Origin of the sequence: Rhodopseudomonas sp. WA056 (assembly GCF_010906995.1) — a bacterium.
In the GTDB taxonomy this organism is placed as follows: domain Bacteria; phylum Pseudomonadota; class Alphaproteobacteria; order Rhizobiales; family Xanthobacteraceae; genus Rhodopseudomonas; species Rhodopseudomonas palustris_G.
The window spans coordinates 1-18,132 of the sequence record NZ_QPFS01000054.1 but is presented as its reverse complement, the minus strand read 5'-3'; the positions used below and the strand labels follow the sequence as shown (position 1 = coordinate 18,132).

The window sequence follows — 18,132 nt, the reverse complement described above, 5'->3', positions numbered from 1 at the left end:
TCAGTTGGCCGCCGCCCCCGTTGCCTGCGCCACCGCTTCCTGATTGACCTTGGTGCCGATGTCCTTCTCCAGCCAGGCGATGTACTGGCCGACCTCTTCGTCGCGCAGCCGCTGCACCAGGTTGTCCTTCAACTGCTGCATCTGCGGCGCGTTGACGTCGGCCGTCGTCACCGTGTCGCCGGTGACGCGGAACACGTACCATTCGGTGCCGCTGCTGCCCTGAACCTGGCCGGCAGCGTCCTTGGCTGTGCGGAAGACCGCGTCGACCACCGTGCCCGGCAACCCGGCGTCGGCGCCTTCGCGCTTGATCCCGGTGGCGCTCTGCACGGCGACACCGGCCGGCGCGACATCGGCGAGCTTGCCGCCGCCGTCCAGCTTCTGCACCAGCTCGACCGCGAGCTTGCGCAGGCGCTCGGTGATCTGCTCGGCGCGCCAGCCGGCCTCGACCTTGTCCTTGACCTCGTCGAGCGCTCGCTCGCGCGACGGCGTCACGCCGACGATGTCATACCAGACATAGCCGTTCTGGTAGCTGATGGCGTCGTTGTCGACGCCTGGCTCGCTGTTGAAGGCGGCGGTGGCGAGCTCGAGCCCTTGCGGGATTGTCGTCACCGGCGCGCCGTCCGGTCCGCGGCCGGAGCGGTCGATCGCCTCGACCGTCACCGCGGCAAGGCCGAGCTGGCTGGCCGCCTCGCTCACGCTGGAGCCGCCGCCGCGCGCGTCCTCGATCTTGTCGTGCAGCTCCTGCACCTGCTTGCGGGCGCGTTCCTGGGCGAGTTCGCGCTTCAGGTTGGCCGCCACGCTGGCGTAATCCGGCTGCTTGCCGGGCTCGATCTTGGTGACTTCGAGCAGCACGGTGCCGAACTGGCCCTGCACCGGCTGGCTGACCTCGTTCAGCGGCAGAGCGAACGCTGCAGCAGCGACCTTCGGATCGAGCATTTCCGACTGGCTGACCAGGCCGAGGTCGAGATCTGCCGATTTGACGCCGCGCTCCTGGGCGAGATCGGCGAAGCTGGTGCCGCTGGCGATCTTGGCGCGGGCGGCCTGCGCCTCTTCGGCGTTCGGGAAAACGATTTGCAGGATCTGCCGCTTCTCCGGCGTCGACAGTCTGTCCTTGCGCTGGTCGAACAGCTTCCGAGCGTCGGCGTCGGACACCTCGGTCCATTTCCCGATCGACTCCGGCGTCACCACCAGGAACGAGATCTTGCGATATTCGGGGGCGCGGAACTGCGCCTTGTGGGAGTCATAGAACGCGGCGAGGTCGGCGGGCGAGGGGGCCTCGATCGTGCCGGCCTGCGCGTCGGTCAGCTTCAGGTAATCGATCGCCCGCTCTTCGTTCTGAAACTGGCTCAGCGCCTGCAACAGCGTCTTCGGCGGCTCGAGGCCGGCCGTGATGGTGCCGGCGATCTGGCGGCGCAGCGCGACGCGGCGCTGTTCGGCGAGGTAGCGCTGTTCGGTGAAGCCGAACTGGCGGATCAATTGCTGGAACCGGCCGGCGTCGAACTGGCCGTTGGCGCCCTTGAAATTCGGATCTTCAAGGATCGACTTCATCGTATCGGCATCGGACTGGCCGAGGCCGAGCCGGCGCGCATCTTCGTCGAGCGCGGCTTCGGCGATGGTCTGCTGCAGCACCTGGCGGTCGATGCCGATCGCCCGCGCCTGATCCGGCGTCAGTGGCCGGCCGAGCTGACGGCCGATCTGCTGCAGGCGGTCATTGTAGGTCTGCCGGAACTGCTCGGTGGAAATCTCGGTGCCACCGATCTTGGCGAGCGTGGCGCGGCCGAATCCGCGGAACACGTCGGCAATGCCCCAGATCCCGAAGCTGACGATCAGCAGGCCCATCACGGCGATCATGATGGTCTTGCCAAACCAGTTGGATGAGGCGTTGCGTATTCCTCGGAGCATGGAGTCACTTTTTATCAGGAGGGAACCGGCTGCGCGGATCGGCGCGGGTGGGCAAATTAGCGTCGCCGGCTTGAAAATCCATCATAAAGTGCGGCCTATGAGGTCGCAACCGCGGCCTGGGCGCGAAGCTCCCAGATGCCATCGTGTTGCAAAGCTCCTGCTGCGGATCGCCGCAGCGAAGGCGTTCACGTCTCCTTGAGTCTCGCAATAGGCTCTGCTAGCGGAACGGTTCAACCCTTTATTGCGAGAGTGCTCATGCCGGTCCCCGCCGTTCGTCCGCTGATTGCTGGAAACTGGAAGATGAACGGCCTGAAGGATTCCGTCGCCGAGCTTGATGCGATGCTGAAGGGCGCCGGTGAGCTGCCCCAGGGCATCGATCTTTTGGTCTGTCCGCCGGCGACGCTGGTGGCGAGCTTCGCGGCGCGAGTCGCGGAAGCGCACGGCGGCAAGGCGCTGCCGTTCGCGATCGGCGGCCAGGACTGCCATGCCAACGTGTCCGGCGCGCATACCGGCGACATCGCCGCCGAGATGCTGGCCGATGCCGGCGCCGCGGCGATCATCGTCGGCCATTCCGAGCGCCGCGCCGACCATGCCGAGACCGACGCGATCGTTCGTGCCAAGGCGCAGGCGGTGTGGCGTGCGGGGCTGGTGGCGATCGTTTGCGTCGGCGAGACTCAGGGCGAGCGTGACGCCGGCCACACCCTCGATGTGGTGGCCGGGATGCTGGCCGGGTCGCTGCCGGACGGCGCCACCGCGGCGAACCTGGTGGTGGCCTACGAGCCGGTCTGGGCGATCGGCACCGGCCGCACCCCGACGACGGCCGATGTCGAGCAGGTTCATGGCTTTATCCGCCAGACCCTGAGCGAACGGTTCGGCGCCGCCGGGGAGACGATGCGGATTTTGTACGGCGGCTCGGTGAAGCCCTCGAACGCCCGCGAATTGCTGGCGGTGCCGCACGTCAACGGCGCCCTGATCGGCGGCGCGAGCCTGAAGGCGTCGGATTTCCTTGCGATTGCTGCCGGCTGTCCCTAACTAAGCCGCGCCAAGCGGTCCTGCTGCGGCGTTTCTGGAACCATGCGGGGGTGACAAATCCCCGCGCGATCGTGTAGACACCGCGCGACTTCATTTATCCCGCAAGCCTGTCGAGCAGCGCCTGCCGGCGCCTGTCGGCCATTCGGCGGCGTTGGCTTGCGATGGAAGGGTACGATGCAGACTGTCATTATCGTCATTCACCTGATGTTGGTGCTGGGCCTGATCGGCGTGGTGCTTCTGCAGAAGTCCGAGGGCGGTGGCCTGGGCGTCGGCGGCGGTGGCGGTGGCGGTTTCATGTCGAGCCGCGGCACCGCCAATCTTCTGACCCGCACCACGGCGATTCTGGCGGTCGGCTTCTTCATCACCAGCCTGCTGCTCACCTGGCTGGCGAGCTACAATCGGAAGCCGACGACGATTCTGCCGACGGCGCCGATTCAGCAGCAGGTTCCGGGTCAGCCCGCACCGCCGGTATCTCAAGGCGGCGGCCTGCTCGACACGCTCCGGCAGACCGATCAGCAGCAGAACCAGCAGCCGGCGGCACCGGCAGCGCCCGCGGCGCCGACCCCGCCGCAGTCGCAATAAGCATTGCCGGCATGCGCTGACGGGATCTCGCCTCTGATCTGAGATCCCTTCAGCAATCGTCTGAAATAGCTGATCTTTCAGCGTCACCCACAGGCATCTGTCAAACTGCCCGAGGGGTACGAATCGTTTTGGCGAATCGGACCGAGGGCCTTAAAGGTAAAGTCCCATGGCGCGGTATATCTTCATCACCGGCGGCGTGGTTTCCTCGCTCGGCAAGGGTCTGGCATCGGCGGCGCTTGGCGCCCTGCTGCAGGCGCGAGGCTACAAGGTCCGCCTTCGCAAGCTCGATCCCTATCTCAACCTCGATCCCGGAACGATGTCGCCGTATCAGCACGGCGAAGTGTTCGTGACCGACGACGGCGCCGAGACCGACCTCGATCTCGGCCACTATGAACGCTTCACCGGCCGGCCTGCGACCAAGCAGGACAACATCACGACCGGCCGGATCTATCAGGACATTCTGACCAAGGAACGCCGCGGCGACTATCTCGGCGCCACCATCCAGGTGGTTCCGCACGTCACCAACGCGATCAAGGATTTCATCGTCAGCGACAACGACGGCTACGACTTCGTGCTGGTCGAGATCGGCGGCACCGTCGGGGACATCGAGGGCCTGCCGTTCTTCGAGGCGATCCGCCAGATCAAGAACGATCTGCCGCGCGGCGACGTGATCTACATTCACCTGACGCTGCTGCCGTACATCCCGAGCGCCGGCGAACTGAAGACCAAGCCGACCCAGCATTCGGTCAAGGAGCTACGCTCGATCGGCATCCAGCCGGACATCCTGCTGTGCCGCACCGACCGGCCGATCCCGAAGGAGGAGCGGCGCAAGCTCGGGCTGTTCTGCAACGTCCGCGAAAGCGCGGTGATCGAGGCGCGCGACGCCGACAGCATCTATGCGGTGCCGGAGGCGTATCATGCCGCCGGGCTCGACGACGAAGTGCTGGCGGCGTTCGCGATTGCCGCCAAGGAGCCGCCGCAGCTCGCGCGCTGGCACGAGATCAACGAGCGCATCCGCAATCCCGAAGGCGCAGTGACGATCGCCATCGTCGGCAAGTACACCGGGATGAAAGACGCCTACAAGTCGCTGATCGAGGCGCTCAGCCACGGAGGCATCGCCAACAAGGTCAAGGTCAATCTCGACTGGATCGAGAGCGAGGTGTTCGAGAACGAGGATCCGGCGCCGTTCCTCGAGCATGTCAACGGCATCCTGGTGCCGGGCGGCTTCGGACAGCGCGGAGCCGAGGGCAAGATCAGGGCGGCGCAGTTCGCGCGCGAGCGCCATGTGCCGTATTTCGGCATCTGCTTCGGCATGCAGATGGCGGTGATCGAGGCAGCGCGAAACCTCGCCGGCATCGAGCAGGCGAATTCGACGGAATTCGGCCCGACGCCGGAGCCGCTGGTCGGCCTGATGACCGAATGGGTGCGCGGCAACGAGCTGGAGAAGCGCAGCCAGGCCGGCGATCTCGGCGGCACGATGCGGCTCGGCGCCTATCCGGCGGCGCTGAAGCGCGGCAGCCGGGTGTCACAGGTTTATGGCGGCGCCACCGAGATCTCCGAGCGCCACCGCCACCGCTACGAGGTCAACACCGCCTACAAGGACCGGCTCGAACAGCACGGCCTCAAGTTCTCAGGGATGTCGCCGGACGGCGTGCTGCCGGAGATCGTCGAATACGAGGATCATCCCTGGTTCATCGGCGTCCAGTTCCACCCCGAACTGAAGTCGCGCCCGTTCGACCCGCACCCGCTGTTCGCCTCGTTCGTCGAAGCCGCGCTGGTGCAGAGCCGGCTGGTGTAAGAGCGAAGTCGTCGTCAGCGGCAACCGGTCGACGGATCGCCGCTGCGCGCCACCGGCTTACCGTTGATGAACACCCCTGAGCCGCTGCCGGTCAGCACGCCGCCGCAGCCGGTGCGGCTGCCGCCGATCGCGGCCGGCTTGCCGTTGATGAAGACGTTGCTCGATCCTTCGATGATCGCGCCCTCGGTGGTGACATCGCCGGCGCGGGCCGCCGGCTTGCCGCCGACCATGACGTCGCTGCTTCCGCCGAAAACGACGCCGGGTGTGCCGCCGCCGGCACTCTGGGCGAGCCCGGGGGATGCGCCGAGCATCACGGCCGCCCCCAGCAGGCACACCAGGCGGTGCAGGTTCCGGACGGCATCCGGCCAGTCGGGGAAGGTCGGCGGTGAGGGCGTGGTCATACCCAGCTCCTTTCGGGGATCAGCGGATTTCCGTGAATGCCGTAACTTGCGCGTGGACATTCTTTGGCTGGTAGATGATGCTTCGCGCACAACCGTAACGTGTCGTGCGACTCTCTTTGGGAGGAATGGAAATGACACCGTCGGTCAGCCTGTATGCTTGGGCCGTCCCGGCCTGGTCCTCGGAATCTCCGGTCGATCACACCTGGGTCACCAGCTACGACAATCAAGTTCATCCCTACAACACCATCGCCGACGTCGTCGTGGCCGGTCAGTCGTTCTGGTACTGCTGGGGATCGTTCCACCCGCAGGGCGGCACCCCGATCAATCCGACCGGCGCGCTCGGTCAGCAGGGCGGCAATCTGAAACTGGCGCAATGTCTGGTGCAGCCGAACGCCGACTCCAACACCACGCCGGCGGCGCGCGGCACGATCTACAGCTACGGCGTCGACGGCGTGTGCCACCAATTGGCCAATCAGGTGTTGTATGCGACGGCGAACGGCAGCGTACCGCCGCTGACGGTGAGCAAGGCGCGTGGCTATCCGTTGTCGAGTTTCATCTACGGCACGTACGGGCTGCAGCAGACTGCCTGGGCCGCCAAGGTCGCCTCGTGCAGCGGCACGCAACTGGTAGCGCGGCTCGGACGGCCGGGAGGTCTGACGGTGGCGGCGAGCGGCGAGGGCATCGCGGTGGACGAATTCGAGAAGCGCGCGACCGAACTGCTGGCGACCGAGCCGGCCAAGCTCGCCAGCCTGCTGCGGCTGCGCGGGGAGGTGCAGCGCTTTGCGGCGCAGCCCTGGCCCGGCACCGGTCAGCCCAGCGCCGAGGCGCTGAACGCGCGCAATCAGCATCTGATCGACGAGGCGGCCAAGCTGCTCGGGCCGGAGCATTTCAGGAAACTGTTCGCCGCCGAGCCGGGCGCCAAGGTCACGCTGGTCGATCCGCAGATCGCCGCCACCGCCGGCGAACTGCCGCCGCCGAAGCCGCGCTGACGCAGCGCTCATTGCGGGCAAGCGCCTGCCCGGCTAGCCGGTCTTCAGCTTCGCGGCCTTGCGCAGCGTGTCGTCGATCCGCGATTGCCAGCCGGGCCCGGTCGCCTTGTAGTGCGCCACCACGTCGGCACTGAGCCGGATCGACACCGGCACCTTGGTCGGGGCCCTTTGCGGGCCACGGTGGTGCTTGAACTGCGCCAGAATTTCGGGCGGCAATACTTCTTCCGGCGGCCGCGCCCGGGCGAAATCCTCTTCGGTCCATTCCGGATTGTCGTCGTCGAACACCGGTTCTTTCGATCTAGGTGACATGACGCCTGATCTCCTTCATGTGGGCACGACGAAGACTGATGGGCCGGATCTTTCCGTTTCGATCGGCGAAGACCAGGCAGTATGGCAGACCGTCGATGTAGCCGTAGGCGCGATAGCGATCCTCGCCATAATCGCGGCGTTTATCCTTCAAGGTGACCTGCATGTCGATGTCGACCCACCGCGCCAGCGAGATGCCGTGCTTGGCGCAATTGATTGCATCTTTGGCCGGGTCGAAATCCGACATGCTGTATATACAATCTGCTTAGGCAGTCCGCAACTCTGCTCCCTGCGCGGCGAGCAAGACAACCCCCGTTGCTTACCGCTATAAGCGCCACAACGATGTGGAGGGCGTCATGATCTACGAGTCGCGGGTGTATCGCTGCGTGCCGGGCCGACTGCCGGCGATCCTGAAGCGGTTCGAGACCATCACCCTGAAGCTGTTCGAGAAGCACGGCATCCGGCAGGCCGGGTTCTTCACCACGCTGGTCGGCGCCTCCAATCAGGAATTGACCTATCTGCTCGCCTGGGAAAGCCTCGCCGAACGCGAGCAGAAATGGACCGCGTTCGCCAGCGATCCGGAATGGCTCGCCGCCAAGGCCGAGACCGAGAAGGACGGCCAGATCGTCGACAGCATCACCAATCAGTTGTTGGTGCCGACTTCGTTTTCGGCGGTGAAGTAATTCGGATGAGTATCAGTTTCGATGGTCATTGCGAGCGAAGCGAAGCAATCCAGCGCCGAGCACCGGGCTGGATTGCTTCGTCGCTGCACTCCTCGCCATGACGGCGTCATTCATGTCCAACGGCCTCGACCATATTGTCCATGCGGTGCGTGATCTCGACGCGGCCGCGGATCTGTACCAGCGGCTCGGCTTCATCGTAGGTGCACGCAACGTTCACCCCTGGGGGACGCACAACCGGATCGTCCAGTTCGATCGCTTCTTCATCGAATTGCTGACGATCGGAGAACCCGACAAGATCCCGCCGCACCGTGATGGCGCCTTCTCGTTCGGAGCGTTTCAGCGCGATTACCTGGCGGCCCGCGAGGGTGTGTCGATGCTGCTGCTGGCGAGCGACGACGCGGCTGCCGATCTGCGCCGGTTCGGTGCCGCCGGCATCGCGGCCGGCGAGGTCTTCACCTTCGGGCGTGAGGGGCGGCGCCCCGACGGCAGCGTGGTGAAGCTGCAATTCTCGCTGGCATTCGCGCGCGACCCGTTGTCGCCGCAGGCCGGGTTCGCCGCCTGTCAGCATCACTATCCGGACAATTTCTGGAACCCGGCATTCCAGGCGCATGCCAACGGCGCCAATGCGGCGACAGCGGTGGTGATGGTCGCCGACAATCCGACCGATCATCATATCTTCCTCGAAGCCTTCACCGGCAGCCGCGATCTGCGCTCGTCGTCGATCGGCGTCACCGCGCCGACCAAGCGCGGCGACATCGAGATCGTCGAGCCTATATCGCTGCGCGACCAATACGGCATCACGGTTCCGTCCGAAGGCGAGGGTGCCAGCTTCGTCGGATTACGGATTGCGGCGGATGATCTCGGCGTGGTTGAACGGCTGCTGCAAGACCACACGATCCCGGCGGCACGTCATGTCAGCCGCCTGGTGGTGCCCGATGTCTGCGGGGCCACCCTGATTTTCGAGCAAGGAACAGTGTAAGTGAACAAGAGCATCGCGCCCTCGACCAGCGTCGTGGCGGGCAACGTCAAGTTCGGCAACGCGTTGCCGCTCTCTGTGATCGCCGGCCCGTGCCAGCTCGAAAGCCGCGCTCACGCGTTGGAAGTCGCCTCGGCGCTGAAAGAGATCGCGACCCGGCTCGGCATCGGCCTCGTCTACAAGACCTCGTTCGACAAGGCCAACCGCACCAGCGCCGCCAGCGCCCGTGGCCTCGGCCTCGACGCCGCGCTCCCGATCTTCGCCGAGATCCGCGATCAGCTCGGCCTGCCGGTGCTCACCGACGTGCACGAGGGCGAGCAATGCGCGCGCGCGGCCGAAGCGGTCGATATCCTGCAGATCCCGGCGTTCCTGTGCCGGCAGACAGATCTGTTGCTCGCGGCCGCGGCGACCGGAAAGATCGTCAACGTCAAGAAGGGCCAGTTCCTGGCGCCGTGGGACATGGGCAATGTCGTCGCCAAGATTACGCACGCCGGCAATCCCAAAGTGCTGGTGACCGAACGCGGCGTGTCGTTCGGCTACAACACGCTGGTATCCGACATGCGCGCGCTGCCGATCATGGCCAAAACCACGGGCGCGCCGGTGATCTTCGACGCCACCCATTCGGTGCAGCAGCCCGGCGGCAAGGGCACCTCGTCGGGCGGCGAGCGTGAATACGTGCCGGTGCTGGCGCGCGCCGCGGTCGCGGTCGGCGTCGCAGGCGTGTTCATCGAGACCCATCCCGATCCGGACCATGCGCCGTCCGACGGCCCGAACATGGTGCCGCTGCGCGAGTTCGAAGGTCTGATGAAGACGCTGATGGAATTCGACGCGCTTGCCAAGAAACGGCCCGCGGCCGGCGCCGTGTGACGGAGCCGCAGGTTCGGCCCGGTCATGATCTGGTGGTGATTGCCCGCGTCTCTCGATCCGGAGTCGCGCGTGGGCGTGCGCACGGCATCTGCAGCACCCGTTGCAGCGTGTCCCGATCGCCGAGGACGGCGCGGGTCTCGCGGGGGCCCAGCCATCCGAGTGCTTCGTCGAAATCGCGGGCGTCCTCGATCAGCGACCGCGCCACCGCCAGATGGACGTCGACGCGTCCGCGCTGTCGCGGCGGGTGGCGGGCGATGCCGGCGAAGTGCAATTCGCGCAGGTTGTCGTCGTCGCGCAGGGTGCGCAGCGGGTGCTCTCCGCCTGCGGCCGCTTGCAGATCGGCAGCGAGGCGGTGGACGTCCGCCAGGATCGCCGGCGGCTGGCGTTGTTCGGGCGTCGTCATCAGGAGCGGGCGAGAACGCGCATTGCGCGTCGTCAAGAGCGCCACCGGGATCGCGAATACCAGGCCGACGACCACCGGCGTCATCCACAGCAGCAGCGGCCACGACACCAGCCATGCCCCGATCGCCATGACTGTGCCGAGCACGGTCGGCAGGGCGTAGCGGCGGGTCACCTCGCGTAGCGGGACGACGCCGTCGCCGCGGTGCTGCACCTGCCAGCCGGCGTCGCGGCCGAGCAGGATCTCGGCGACGGCGGTGGATTGAAACACCATCATCACCGGCGCGGTGAGGGCGGAGACCAGCGTTTCCAGCACCACGCCGCCGAACGTCCGCAGGCCGCCGCCGAACCGCCGGCGCGTCTCGGTACGGATCAGCACCAGCAGCAGAGCCAGCAGCTTCGGCAGGATCAGCAGGCCCATCGTTGCGGCGAACACCCAGGCGGCGCGAACCGGATCCTGCGCCGGCCAAATCGGAAACAGCGAAAAGTCGTTCGGGAAGTATTCCGGCCGCACGAACTGCGCCTGCAGCGAAATCAGGATGCCGGCCACCAGAAACGTCAGCCACATCGGCGCGGTGATGTAGGCGCCGATCCCGGTGAGGAAGTGCAGCCGGGAAACCCAATGCAGGCCGCGGGCGGCGAACAGTTTGCCGTGCTGCAGATTGCCCTGGCACCAGCGCCGGTCGCGCGCGGCGAAATCCAGCAGCGACGGCGGGCATTCCTCGTAGCTGCCGCGCAGCGCCGGCGCCAGATGGATGCGCCAGCCGGCGCGGCGCATCAGCGCAGCCTCGACAAAATCATGGCTGAGGATTTCGCCGCCGAACGGTTTGCGGCCGGAAAGCACCGGCAGCCCAGCGCTGCCCGCGAAGGCCGCGACGCGGATGATGGCGTTGTGTCCCCAGTAGTTGCTCTCGGAGCCGTGCCACCACGCGACGCCGGAGGCGATCATCGGCCCGTAGATGCTGCCGGCGAATTGCTGGACCCGCGCGAACAAGGTGCGCGCATGGACGACAACGGGCAGGGTCTGGATCAAACCGACGTCGTCGTGACGCTGCATCGCGTCGGCGATCCGCACCAGCACGTCGCCGGTCATCACGCTGTCGGCGTCGAGGATGACCATGAACGCGTAGTCGCCGCCGAACCGCTCCACCCAATCGGCGATATTGCCGGACTTGCGCGCCGTGTTGCTGGGCCGATGACGGTAGTACAGCCGGTCGTTGGTGGCGGCGAGTTTGACGAAGAATCGCTCCTCGTCGATCCAGGTCGCCGGGTCGGTGGAATCGCTGAGCACGAACCAGTCGAACTGCGCGCCGCGTCCGGTTTGGTCGACCGAGTTCCGGGTCGCCTGCAGCCGCGCGAACACCGTGGGTGCGTCTTCATTGTAGGTAGGCAGCAGCATCGCGACCCTGGCCGAGATCTCCGGCAGCGGTCCGTCCGGATCGATGTCGAGGTCGCCGCGCCAGCCGCCGCACAGCACCGCGAAGCCGGCCAGCGCCGAAACGAACGAGAGCGCTACCCAGGCGAACAGCGCCGAGAACAGCGCCAGCACAACGCCTTCGAGGACGGTGACGCCGCCGACCTGCAGCACTTGGTACATCTCGTAGACGCCAGCGCCCGACAGGGTCGCGGTGGCGAGCATGATCAGCAGCCGGCGCCATCGGCCGGTCGTGGATCCTGCGGCCGCCGATTGCGGCTTCTGCCTCAACGACTGCACCGGCATCGCCAGCGGCGCGTCCGCAGGCATCGGATCCAACCGGCGCTCGGCATCGCTGCAGTCGTTCGGGCGCGGCCCGATCAGAGAGTCCATCGGTACAGCCAGACTTCCGACACTGCGGCATCGCCCTCGTAGACGGTCGCGCGCAGTTCGACCGGCGCCTGCGCTTTGGCGAGATCGAAGCTGAGCCGCCAGCCGCCGCTGGCCGGATTGGGCTGAGTCACGATGTTGCGAATTTCGCCCTTGTCGGTGCTGACGGCGCCGCGGATGGCGGCGGCGTCGACGCTGTCGAGCCGGTCGCCGGTGAGGTCGAGCACGAACAAGCGCTCGTTGTCGCCGCGCGTGCTGATCCCGGTCCGTACGAAGCGGGCGAGCGCCTTCGGCTTCGGCGTGTCGGGCCCCCAATGCAGGCGATAGGTGTAGATGTGCTCGCCCTTCGCCCGCAGCGGCTGCTTGGGCTCCCAGAACGCGGCGATATTGTCGTGGACTTCTTCACGGGTCGGAATCTCGACCAGCTTGACGGCGCCCTCGGTCCAGTCGCCGATCGGCTCTGCCCACAGGCTCGGTCGCAGCTCGAACCGCGATTCCAGATCCAGATAGGCGCCGAAGCTGCGCTCGCGCTGCATCAGGCCGAAGCCGCGCGGGTTGCGATCGCCGAACGCACTGATCTGCAGATCGCGGGGATTGCACAGCGGCCGCCACAGCTCCTCGCCGCTGCCGTTGAAGACCGCCAGCCCGTCGGAATCGTGCACCGACGGGCGGAAGTCGGCCGCATCGGCCGGATCGTTCGGGCCGAACAGAAACATGCTGGTCATCGGCGCGAGGCCGACGTGCTGCAGATCGACCCGGGGATACAGCGCCATCTCGACGTCGAACACGGTGGTGACGCCCGGACGGATGGTGAAACGGTACGCGCCCGCGATGCTCTTGCTGTCCAGCAGCGCGTGTACCACCATCGACGATGCGCCGGGGGCGGGGCGTTCGAGCCAGAACGTCTTGAACAGCGGAAATTCCTCGCCGCCGGACTGGCCGGTGTCGATCGACAGTCCGCGCGCCGACAGGCCGTAGCGCTGGCCTTTGGCGACGGCGCGGAAATACGCCGCACCGAGGAACGCGCTGACCTCGTCGAAATAGTCCGCGCGCTCCAGCGGCGCGTGAATGCGAAAGCCCGCAAAGCCGAGATCGGCATCCGGCGGCGGCGGGGCGGCGTCGCCGAACGAAAAATCTTCGGCACGGTAGCGCACCGGCCGAGCCTCGCCTTCCGCGACCTCGAAGATCGTCACCCGGTTCTTGTACAGGAAGCCACGGTGAAAGAACTGCACCTGAAACGGCAAGCCTTCGGCGCGCCACAGCGCGCGCTCCGGATTGAAGCGAAGCGCGCGATACGCGTCGTAGCTCAGATCGCCCAGCGACGGATGCAGCGCGCTGTCCGGCGCCTGATAGGGCTTACTCGCCAGTTCGCGCGCCAGATTTCGTACGACCCAAGGATCGAACGGGCTGGAGGGTGGGGATTTGTTCGCTGCGGCCGGCTCGGCCTTAGCTTGCAACAGCGGCAGCGCCGCAAGGCCGGTCAGAACTTGCCGCCGGTTCAATCTCGCTTCTCCGCTTGGAACGATTCAGTTCCGCACAAACGTCCGGGAGCGCGAAGAGTTCCTCGAGCGAGGGCGATCAGTCCTATCTAGCCACGTCCGCGATATGGCTGCACGCCCTGATCGGGGACCCAGACATCTTTCGGCAGTTTGCCGGTCTGCCAGAACACGTCGATCGGGATGCCGCCGCGCGGATACCAGTAGCCGCCGATGCGCAGCCATTTCGGCTTGATCTCTGCCGCGATCCGCCTGCCGATCGCCACGGTGCAGTCTTCGTGGAAGGCGCCGTGGTTGCGGAACGAGGCGAGGTACAGCTTCAGCGATTTCGACTCGAGCAGCCACGGGCCGGGAACGTAGTCGATCACCAGATGCGCGAAATCCGGCTGCCCGGTCACCGGGCACAGCGAGGTGAATTCCGGTGCAGTGAAGCGCGCTAGGAAATTGGTGTCCTTCTGCGGGTTCGGCACCCGGTCGAGCTTGGCGGCTTCCGGCCGGTCCGGCCATTCGACGGCCTGACCGAGCTGCAGGGGCGGGGAGGAGGCGGATTTGCGGGGCGTTTTCGACATGGCTTGAACTCGGGTCTCCGTTACCGCCGTCCTAGATCATTTTCCGGAGCAGGGGAATCCGTCGCAAAACCGGTGCGTTCGCCGTTTGTCGGGCCTCATGGAGCGGGCGAGCGGCCTTTTCGTGCCCGGAGCCATGCTGTAGAAGCGGCGCAACTCCATTCCCTCCATCCGATCAAGAGGCATTCATGACCGCCATCGTCGACATCATCGGCCGCGAAATTCTCGACAGCCGCGGCAATCCGACCGTCGAAGTCGACGTGGTGCTCGAGGACGGCTCGGTCGGCCGCGCCGCGGTGCCGTCGGGCGCCTCGACCGGCGCCCACGAGGCGGTCGAGTTGCGCGACGGCGACAAGGCTCGCTATCTCGGCAAGGGCGTGCTGAAGGCGGTCGAAGCCGTCAATGGCGAGCTGTTTGATGCGCTGGGCGGTATGGACGCCGAGCAGCAGGTGCAGATCGACCAGACCATGATCGAGCTCGACGGCACCCCGAACAAGGGCCGGATCGGCGCCAATGCGATCCTGGGTGTGTCGCTGGCGGTCGCCAAGGCCGCGGCGTCGTCTTACGATCTGCCGCTGTATCGCTATGTCGGCGGCACCTCGGCCCGCACCCTGCCGGTGCCGATGATGAACATCATCAATGGCGGCGCGCACGCCGACAATCCGATCGACTTCCAGGAATTCATGATCATGCCGGTCGGTGCGCCGAGCTTCGCGGAAGCGCTGCGCTATGGTTCGGAGATCTTCCACACCCTGAAGGGCGAACTGAAGAAAGCCGGCCACAACACCAATGTCGGCGACGAGGGCGGCTTCGCGCCGAACCTGCCGTCGGCTGACGCCGCGCTCGATTTCGTGCTGTCGGCGATCGGCAAGGCCGGCTTCAAGGCCGGCGAAGACGTCATGATCGCGCTCGATCCGGCGTCGACCGAGTTCTTCAAGAACGGCAAGTATGTCTATGAAGCGGAAGGCCGCAGCCTGGGTCCGCAGGAGCAGGCCAAGTATCTCGCCGATCTGGTGTCGCGCTATCCGATCGTGTCGATCGAAGACGGCATGGCCGAGGACGACATGGACGGCTGGAAGGCGATCACCGACCTGATCGGCGACAAGTGTCAGCTCGTCGGCGACGATCTGTTCGTCACCAACGTCTCGCGCCTCGCCGACGGCATCAAGGCCGGCCGCGCCAACTCGATCCTGATCAAGGTCAATCAGATCGGCACGCTGACCGAGACGCTCGCCGCCGTCGAGATGGCGCACAAGGCCGGCTACACCGCGGTGATGTCGCATCGCTCCGGCGAGACCGAGGACTCCACCATCGCCGACCTCGCGGTCGCCACCAATTGCGGGCAGATCAAGACCGGCTCGCTGGCCCGCGCCGACCGCACCTCGAAGTACAACCAGTTGCTGCGGATCGAACAGGAGCTCGGCACCAGCGCGTACTTCCCCGGCAAGGCGGCGCTGAAGGCGTTCCGCTAAAAGAAAAATGGCCGCGATGATGTGATCGTCGCGGCCATCGGCTCGTCTTGAACCCCGCGCGCGGCTGCATCATGGTGCGGCCGCAACAGACAGCAGGGAGAGAGACGTGACCGAGGCCATCACCGGACTGCAACTGCGCTCGCTGATCAAGACGAGCGGCGACCTCGAAGTTTCGCTGGTGCCGGTAAGCATTCCCGAGCCCGGCCCCGACGAGGTGGTGGTCCGGGTCGAAGCCACCCCGATCAATCCCTCCGATCTCGGCCTGTTGTTCGGCGCCGCCGACATGTCGACCGCGAAAGCGTCCGGCAGCGCGGACGCGCCGGTGATCACCGCCAAGGTGCCGGAAGCCGCGATGAAGGCGATGGCGGGCCGGATCGACGAGTCGATGCCGGTCGGCAACGAGGGCGCCGGCACGGTGATCAAGGCCGGCAGCTCGGACGCGGCGCAGGCGCTGCTCGGCAAGACCGTAGCGATGATCGGCGGCGCAATGTACGCGCAATACCGCCTGATCAAGGCGGCCGACTGCCTGAAGCTCCAGGATGGCACCACCGCGGCCGAAGGCGCCTCGTGCTTCGTCAATCCGCTGACCGCGCTGGGCATGACCGAGACGATGAAGCGCGAAGGCCACAAGTCGCTGGTGCACACCGCCGCGGCGTCGAACCTCGGCCAGATGCTCAACCGGATCTGCCTCAAGGACGGCATCGATCTGGTCAACATCGTGCGCAGCGAGGCCCAGGCCAAGCTATTGCGCGACATCGGCGCCAAATACGTGGTGGATTCCACCGCGCCGACGTTCCTCGACGATCTCACCGAGGCGCTGGTCCAGACCGGGGCGACCATCGCGTTCGATGCGATCGGCGGCGGCCGGCTCGCGGGGCAGATCCTGAGCTGCATGGAAGCCGCGATCGGCAAGACCGCGACCGGCCCCTACAGCCGCTACGGCTCCAACGTGCCGAAGCAGGTCTATATCTACGGCAGCCTCGACACCAAGCCGACCGAGATCGTACGCAATTTCGGCTTCGCTTGGGCAGTCGGCGGCTGGCTGCTGTTCCCGTTCCTGCAGAAGATCGGTGCTGCCGACGCCGCCAAACTCCGCGCCCGCGTCGCCGCCGAGATCAAGACTACCTTCGCCAGCCACTACACGCGGACGGTGTCGCTCAGGGAGGCGCTGAGCCTCGATGCCATCGCGGTCTACAACAAGCGCGCGACCGGGGAGAAATTCCTCATCGCCCCCAACGCATAGCTGCCATCGGGGGTGTGAAATCCGCTGGTGCTGATCGTAGTTGCTAGCTAGTCTCAACAAGACGAAGCAGCCCAGCGGAGATTTCATGGACCAAATGGCTGAACGGCGTCCGTCGGAGTTGGCGGAAGCGACCGCCGCGTTGATCAATCACATCGTCGGGGCGATCGAGTCAGCCGCGGTGGTGATGGAGCCGTTCTACCATCTCGAATTCGTCGGGATCTTTCCGGCGCTGGTCTACGCCGCGATGCTCAAGGCGATGCCGCGCAACGCCGACTATCGGCCGATGCATGGCCGCAGCAAGGGCAATGATCTCGCTGACGGCACTCACACCCGGGTGAAGATCGACCTGTTTCCGGAATACATCCGGCACCTGCCGCCGGAGCAGCGCTCGGTGTGGCGCATGGTCGGAGATGCGCTGTGTTCGGAGCCGGTGAAGAACGCGTTTCGGCGCAAGCTGGCGCCGGCGCTGGAGAAACGATTTGGGCCGGACGCGCAGGAGGTCGGGATGTTTCCGATTCCGATCCTGACCCGCGACGTTCCCGGCTACAAGATCACGCCGCACACCGACACGCATTGGAAGGGCATCACCGTGCAGCTCTATCTGCCGCGGGACGAAGCCCACACCGACATCGGCACGATCTTTCACGATGTGCTGCCGGACGGGTCGATGCCGAAGGCGCGGCAGATGAAGTTCGTGCCGAATTCGGGCTATGCGTTTGCGGTCGACAAGCAGAGCTGGCATTCGGCCGACACCGTCCCCGCGGGCGTAGAGACGCGTGACAGCATTCTGCTGACGTATTTCGTCGACCAGGGCCCGCTCAAGGTGCTGCGCAATCGCGGCAAGCGGCTCGGCAACTTCCTGCTCAACGAGATCCGCGCGCGGACGTAATTGGCCCTTGTTCACCTCAAGTGAAATCGAAAAAATCTGCCACGAAAAACCCATTTGGTTCGATGCTAGCATCGCGTCTGGCGTCAACAGAGCAAATCTCTATTCCGAGCTGTCGCAATGCGTTGACGTTTTCTTCAGTTATTCCTTCGGCCTGCCGCCCGTCCTGTCTTGGGTCTAATTGCACGATCCTAATGCGCTCCGGATTGAACTCCCGGCAAATGTGCTCGCATATCGTTGTTAGGTCCGGCATATTGTTGGCGGCTTTGGGCTGCATTGCACACGCAAGATTAAAGCGCCGATGCGTTTTCCAAGCGCTCTTCATGGTGTGATCAATCCACTCCACGAATTGCTCCAGAGAGTCACCCATTTCGTGCGGGGAACTGAATCGAACAAAGAGGCTTCTCTCCCGCGATATTGACAGCAGGGGAACTCTCGATTCTTCAGGCTCCTTTCCTGACCGGTGGAAACGTGGATCTCTGAACATTGTCCTCAGAAGGCGACTTTTTCCTGCGTTTGGGTGTCCTACTACCAGTAGCGCACGTTCAAAGTGTGGTCGCGCCCGCTTAGCTTGCTCCATGTTAAATTCCCCCCCCCAACTAACAGAAGGCACAACAAAATTGAGCTGAGGCGTCACCGCTCCGCGGTCGCCAGCTTGGCGCCGAGCGCCACGAAGGCGGCGGCGAAGCTGCGGCGGAGCCAGGTCATCACTTGCGGCCGGGTGATGACG

At 65.6% G+C, this 18,132-nt stretch carries 18 protein-coding genes and 1 pseudogene; 10 read left to right on the top strand and 9 right to left on the bottom strand.

The features are described from left to right. A complete protein-coding gene (locus tag DU475_RS12640) occupies window positions 1–1,902 on the bottom strand; it encodes a peptidylprolyl isomerase (RefSeq protein ID WP_013502323.1) in 1,902 nt (633 codons plus the stop codon). 255 nt (window positions 1,903–2,157) lie between these two features. Here DU475_RS12640 and tpiA point away from each other — a divergent pair, with 255 nt between their 5' ends. From tpiA to pyrG, 3 genes are all read left to right on the top strand, one after another. Further along, a complete protein-coding gene (gene tpiA, locus DU475_RS12635; protein ID WP_142882782.1) occupies window positions 2,158–2,934 on the top strand; it encodes a triose-phosphate isomerase in 777 nt (258 codons plus the stop codon). Window positions 2,935–3,108: 174 nt separating this feature from the next. Continuing rightward, window positions 3,109–3,516 carry a preprotein translocase subunit SecG gene (secG, locus tag DU475_RS12630; protein WP_013502325.1) on the top strand — a complete coding sequence of 136 codons (408 nt, stop codon included), beginning with the start codon at window positions 3,109–3,111 and terminating at the stop codon, window positions 3,514–3,516. A gap of 166 nt (window positions 3,517–3,682) precedes the next feature. Beyond that, on the top strand, window positions 3,683–5,314 hold the full coding sequence (gene pyrG, locus DU475_RS12625) for a CTP synthase (protein ID WP_047307852.1): 1,632 nt from the start codon (window positions 3,683–3,685) through the stop codon (window positions 5,312–5,314). 14 nt (window positions 5,315–5,328) lie between these two features. On the opposite strand, the gene DU475_RS12620 is transcribed toward pyrG, so the two are convergent. Then, window positions 5,329–5,715: a PAAR domain-containing protein gene (locus DU475_RS12620; protein WP_164632334.1), complete on the bottom strand. Its 387-nt coding sequence runs from the start codon at window positions 5,713–5,715 to the stop codon at window positions 5,329–5,331. 131 nt (window positions 5,716–5,846) lie between these two features. On the opposite strand from DU475_RS12620, the gene DU475_RS12615 reads away from it, so the two are divergent. Then, a complete protein-coding gene (locus DU475_RS12615) occupies window positions 5,847–6,704 on the top strand; it encodes a hypothetical protein (protein WP_047307876.1) in 858 nt (285 codons plus the stop codon). Window positions 6,705–6,737: 33 nt separating this feature from the next. On the opposite strand, the gene DU475_RS12610 is transcribed toward DU475_RS12615, so the two are convergent. Together DU475_RS12610 and DU475_RS12605 are read right to left on the bottom strand one after the other, a co-directional pair. Continuing rightward, on the bottom strand, window positions 6,738–7,013 hold the full coding sequence (locus DU475_RS12610) for a BrnA antitoxin family protein (protein WP_164632333.1): 276 nt from the start codon (window positions 7,011–7,013) through the stop codon (window positions 6,738–6,740). Further along, the gene (locus DU475_RS12605) at window positions 7,003–7,257 is read right to left on the bottom strand and encodes a BrnT family toxin (RefSeq protein ID WP_164632332.1); all 255 of its coding nucleotides are present in this window, start codon (window positions 7,255–7,257) and stop codon (window positions 7,003–7,005) included. Before DU475_RS12605 ends, DU475_RS12610 begins: the two co-directional genes overlap by 11 nt. 109 nt (window positions 7,258–7,366) lie before the next feature. On the opposite strand from DU475_RS12605, the gene DU475_RS12600 reads away from it, so the two are divergent. From DU475_RS12600 to kdsA, 3 genes are all read left to right on the top strand, one after another. Further along, window positions 7,367–7,693, top strand: a complete 327-nt coding sequence (locus tag DU475_RS12600; RefSeq protein ID WP_013502331.1) for an NIPSNAP family protein — start codon at window positions 7,367–7,369, stop codon at window positions 7,691–7,693. A 112-nt stretch (window positions 7,694–7,805) separates the two neighbouring features. Beyond that, the gene (locus tag DU475_RS12595) at window positions 7,806–8,672 is read left to right on the top strand and encodes a VOC family protein (RefSeq protein ID WP_164632331.1); all 867 of its coding nucleotides are present in this window, start codon (window positions 7,806–7,808) and stop codon (window positions 8,670–8,672) included. Next, window positions 8,673–9,536, top strand: coding sequence for a 3-deoxy-8-phosphooctulonate synthase (gene kdsA, locus DU475_RS12590; protein WP_047307850.1), 864 nt, complete (start codon window positions 8,673–8,675; stop codon window positions 9,534–9,536). Window positions 9,537–9,558: 22 nt separating this feature from the next. Here the strand turns inward: kdsA and mdoH are convergent, their stop codons facing one another. The 3 genes from mdoH to queF form a co-directional block, all read right to left on the bottom strand. Then, the gene (gene mdoH, locus DU475_RS12585) at window positions 9,559–11,742 is read right to left on the bottom strand and encodes a glucans biosynthesis glucosyltransferase MdoH (protein ID WP_164632330.1); all 2,184 of its coding nucleotides are present in this window, start codon (window positions 11,740–11,742) and stop codon (window positions 9,559–9,561) included. Further along, window positions 11,730–13,241 (bottom strand): glucan biosynthesis protein G, encoded by a 1,512-nt coding sequence (locus tag DU475_RS12580; protein ID WP_164632329.1) that lies wholly within the window; start codon window positions 13,239–13,241, stop codon window positions 11,730–11,732. The genes mdoH and DU475_RS12580 overlap by 13 nt, the downstream gene beginning before the upstream one ends. An 86-nt stretch (window positions 13,242–13,327) precedes the next feature. Continuing rightward, entirely contained in the window at window positions 13,328–13,804 is a 477-nt protein-coding gene (gene queF, locus DU475_RS12575) for a preQ(1) synthase (RefSeq protein ID WP_164632328.1), read from the bottom strand. Between the two features lie 185 nt (window positions 13,805–13,989). Between queF and eno the strand changes: the two genes are divergently transcribed. The 3 genes from eno (at window position 13,990) to DU475_RS12560 (ending at window position 17,405) form a co-directional block, all read left to right on the top strand. Further along, window positions 13,990–15,273, top strand: a complete 1,284-nt coding sequence (eno, locus tag DU475_RS12570) for a phosphopyruvate hydratase (RefSeq protein ID WP_164632327.1) — start codon at window positions 13,990–13,992, stop codon at window positions 15,271–15,273. 106 nt (window positions 15,274–15,379) lie between these two features. Further along, window positions 15,380–16,516, top strand: coding sequence for a zinc-binding dehydrogenase (locus DU475_RS12565; RefSeq protein WP_164632326.1), 1,137 nt, complete (start codon window positions 15,380–15,382; stop codon window positions 16,514–16,516). Between the two features lie 85 nt (window positions 16,517–16,601). After that, window positions 16,602–17,405, top strand: coding sequence for a hypothetical protein (locus tag DU475_RS12560; protein ID WP_164632325.1), 804 nt, complete (start codon window positions 16,602–16,604; stop codon window positions 17,403–17,405). Between the two features lie 16 nt (window positions 17,406–17,421). Here DU475_RS12560 and DU475_RS12555 read toward each other — a convergent pair whose 3' ends face one another. Beyond that, window positions 17,422–17,772 carry a hypothetical protein gene (locus DU475_RS12555; RefSeq protein ID WP_205524358.1) on the bottom strand — a complete coding sequence of 117 codons (351 nt, stop codon included), beginning with the start codon at window positions 17,770–17,772 and terminating at the stop codon, window positions 17,422–17,424. Between the two features lie 263 nt (window positions 17,773–18,035). After that, window positions 18,036–18,132, bottom strand: a pseudogene (locus DU475_RS12550) (LysE family translocator); the annotation flags it as partial.

Coding starts and splice junctions, on each gene's coding strand:
- DU475_RS12615 (WP_047307876.1), top strand. CDS start 5,847: ATGACACCGTCGGTCAGCCTGTATGCTTGGGCCGTCCCGGCCTGGTCC.
- pyrG (WP_047307852.1), top strand. CDS start 3,683: ATGGCGCGGTATATCTTCATCACCGGCGGCGTGGTTTCCTCGCTCGGC.
- DU475_RS12640 (WP_013502323.1), bottom strand. CDS start 1,902: ATGCTCCGAGGAATACGCAACGCCTCATCCAACTGGTTTGGCAAGACC.
- DU475_RS12600 (WP_013502331.1), top strand. CDS start 7,367: ATGATCTACGAGTCGCGGGTGTATCGCTGCGTGCCGGGCCGACTGCCG.
- DU475_RS12605 (WP_164632332.1), bottom strand. CDS start 7,257: ATGTCGGATTTCGACCCGGCCAAAGATGCAATCAATTGCGCCAAGCAC.
- DU475_RS12610 (WP_164632333.1), bottom strand. CDS start 7,013: ATGTCACCTAGATCGAAAGAACCGGTGTTCGACGACGACAATCCGGAA.
- secG (WP_013502325.1), top strand. CDS start 3,109: ATGCAGACTGTCATTATCGTCATTCACCTGATGTTGGTGCTGGGCCTG.
- eno (WP_164632327.1), top strand. CDS start 13,990: ATGACCGCCATCGTCGACATCATCGGCCGCGAAATTCTCGACAGCCGC.
- DU475_RS12555 (WP_205524358.1), bottom strand. CDS start 17,772: ATGGGTGACTCTCTGGAGCAATTCGTGGAGTGGATTGATCACACCATG.
- DU475_RS12595 (WP_164632331.1), top strand. CDS start 7,806: ATGTCCAACGGCCTCGACCATATTGTCCATGCGGTGCGTGATCTCGAC.
- mdoH (WP_164632330.1), bottom strand. CDS start 11,742: ATGGACTCTCTGATCGGGCCGCGCCCGAACGACTGCAGCGATGCCGAG.
- queF (WP_164632328.1), bottom strand. CDS start 13,804: ATGTCGAAAACGCCCCGCAAATCCGCCTCCTCCCCGCCCCTGCAGCTC.
- tpiA (WP_142882782.1), top strand. CDS start 2,158: ATGCCGGTCCCCGCCGTTCGTCCGCTGATTGCTGGAAACTGGAAGATG.
- DU475_RS12560 (WP_164632325.1), top strand. CDS start 16,602: ATGGACCAAATGGCTGAACGGCGTCCGTCGGAGTTGGCGGAAGCGACC.
- DU475_RS12620 (WP_164632334.1), bottom strand. CDS start 5,715: ATGACCACGCCCTCACCGCCGACCTTCCCCGACTGGCCGGATGCCGTC.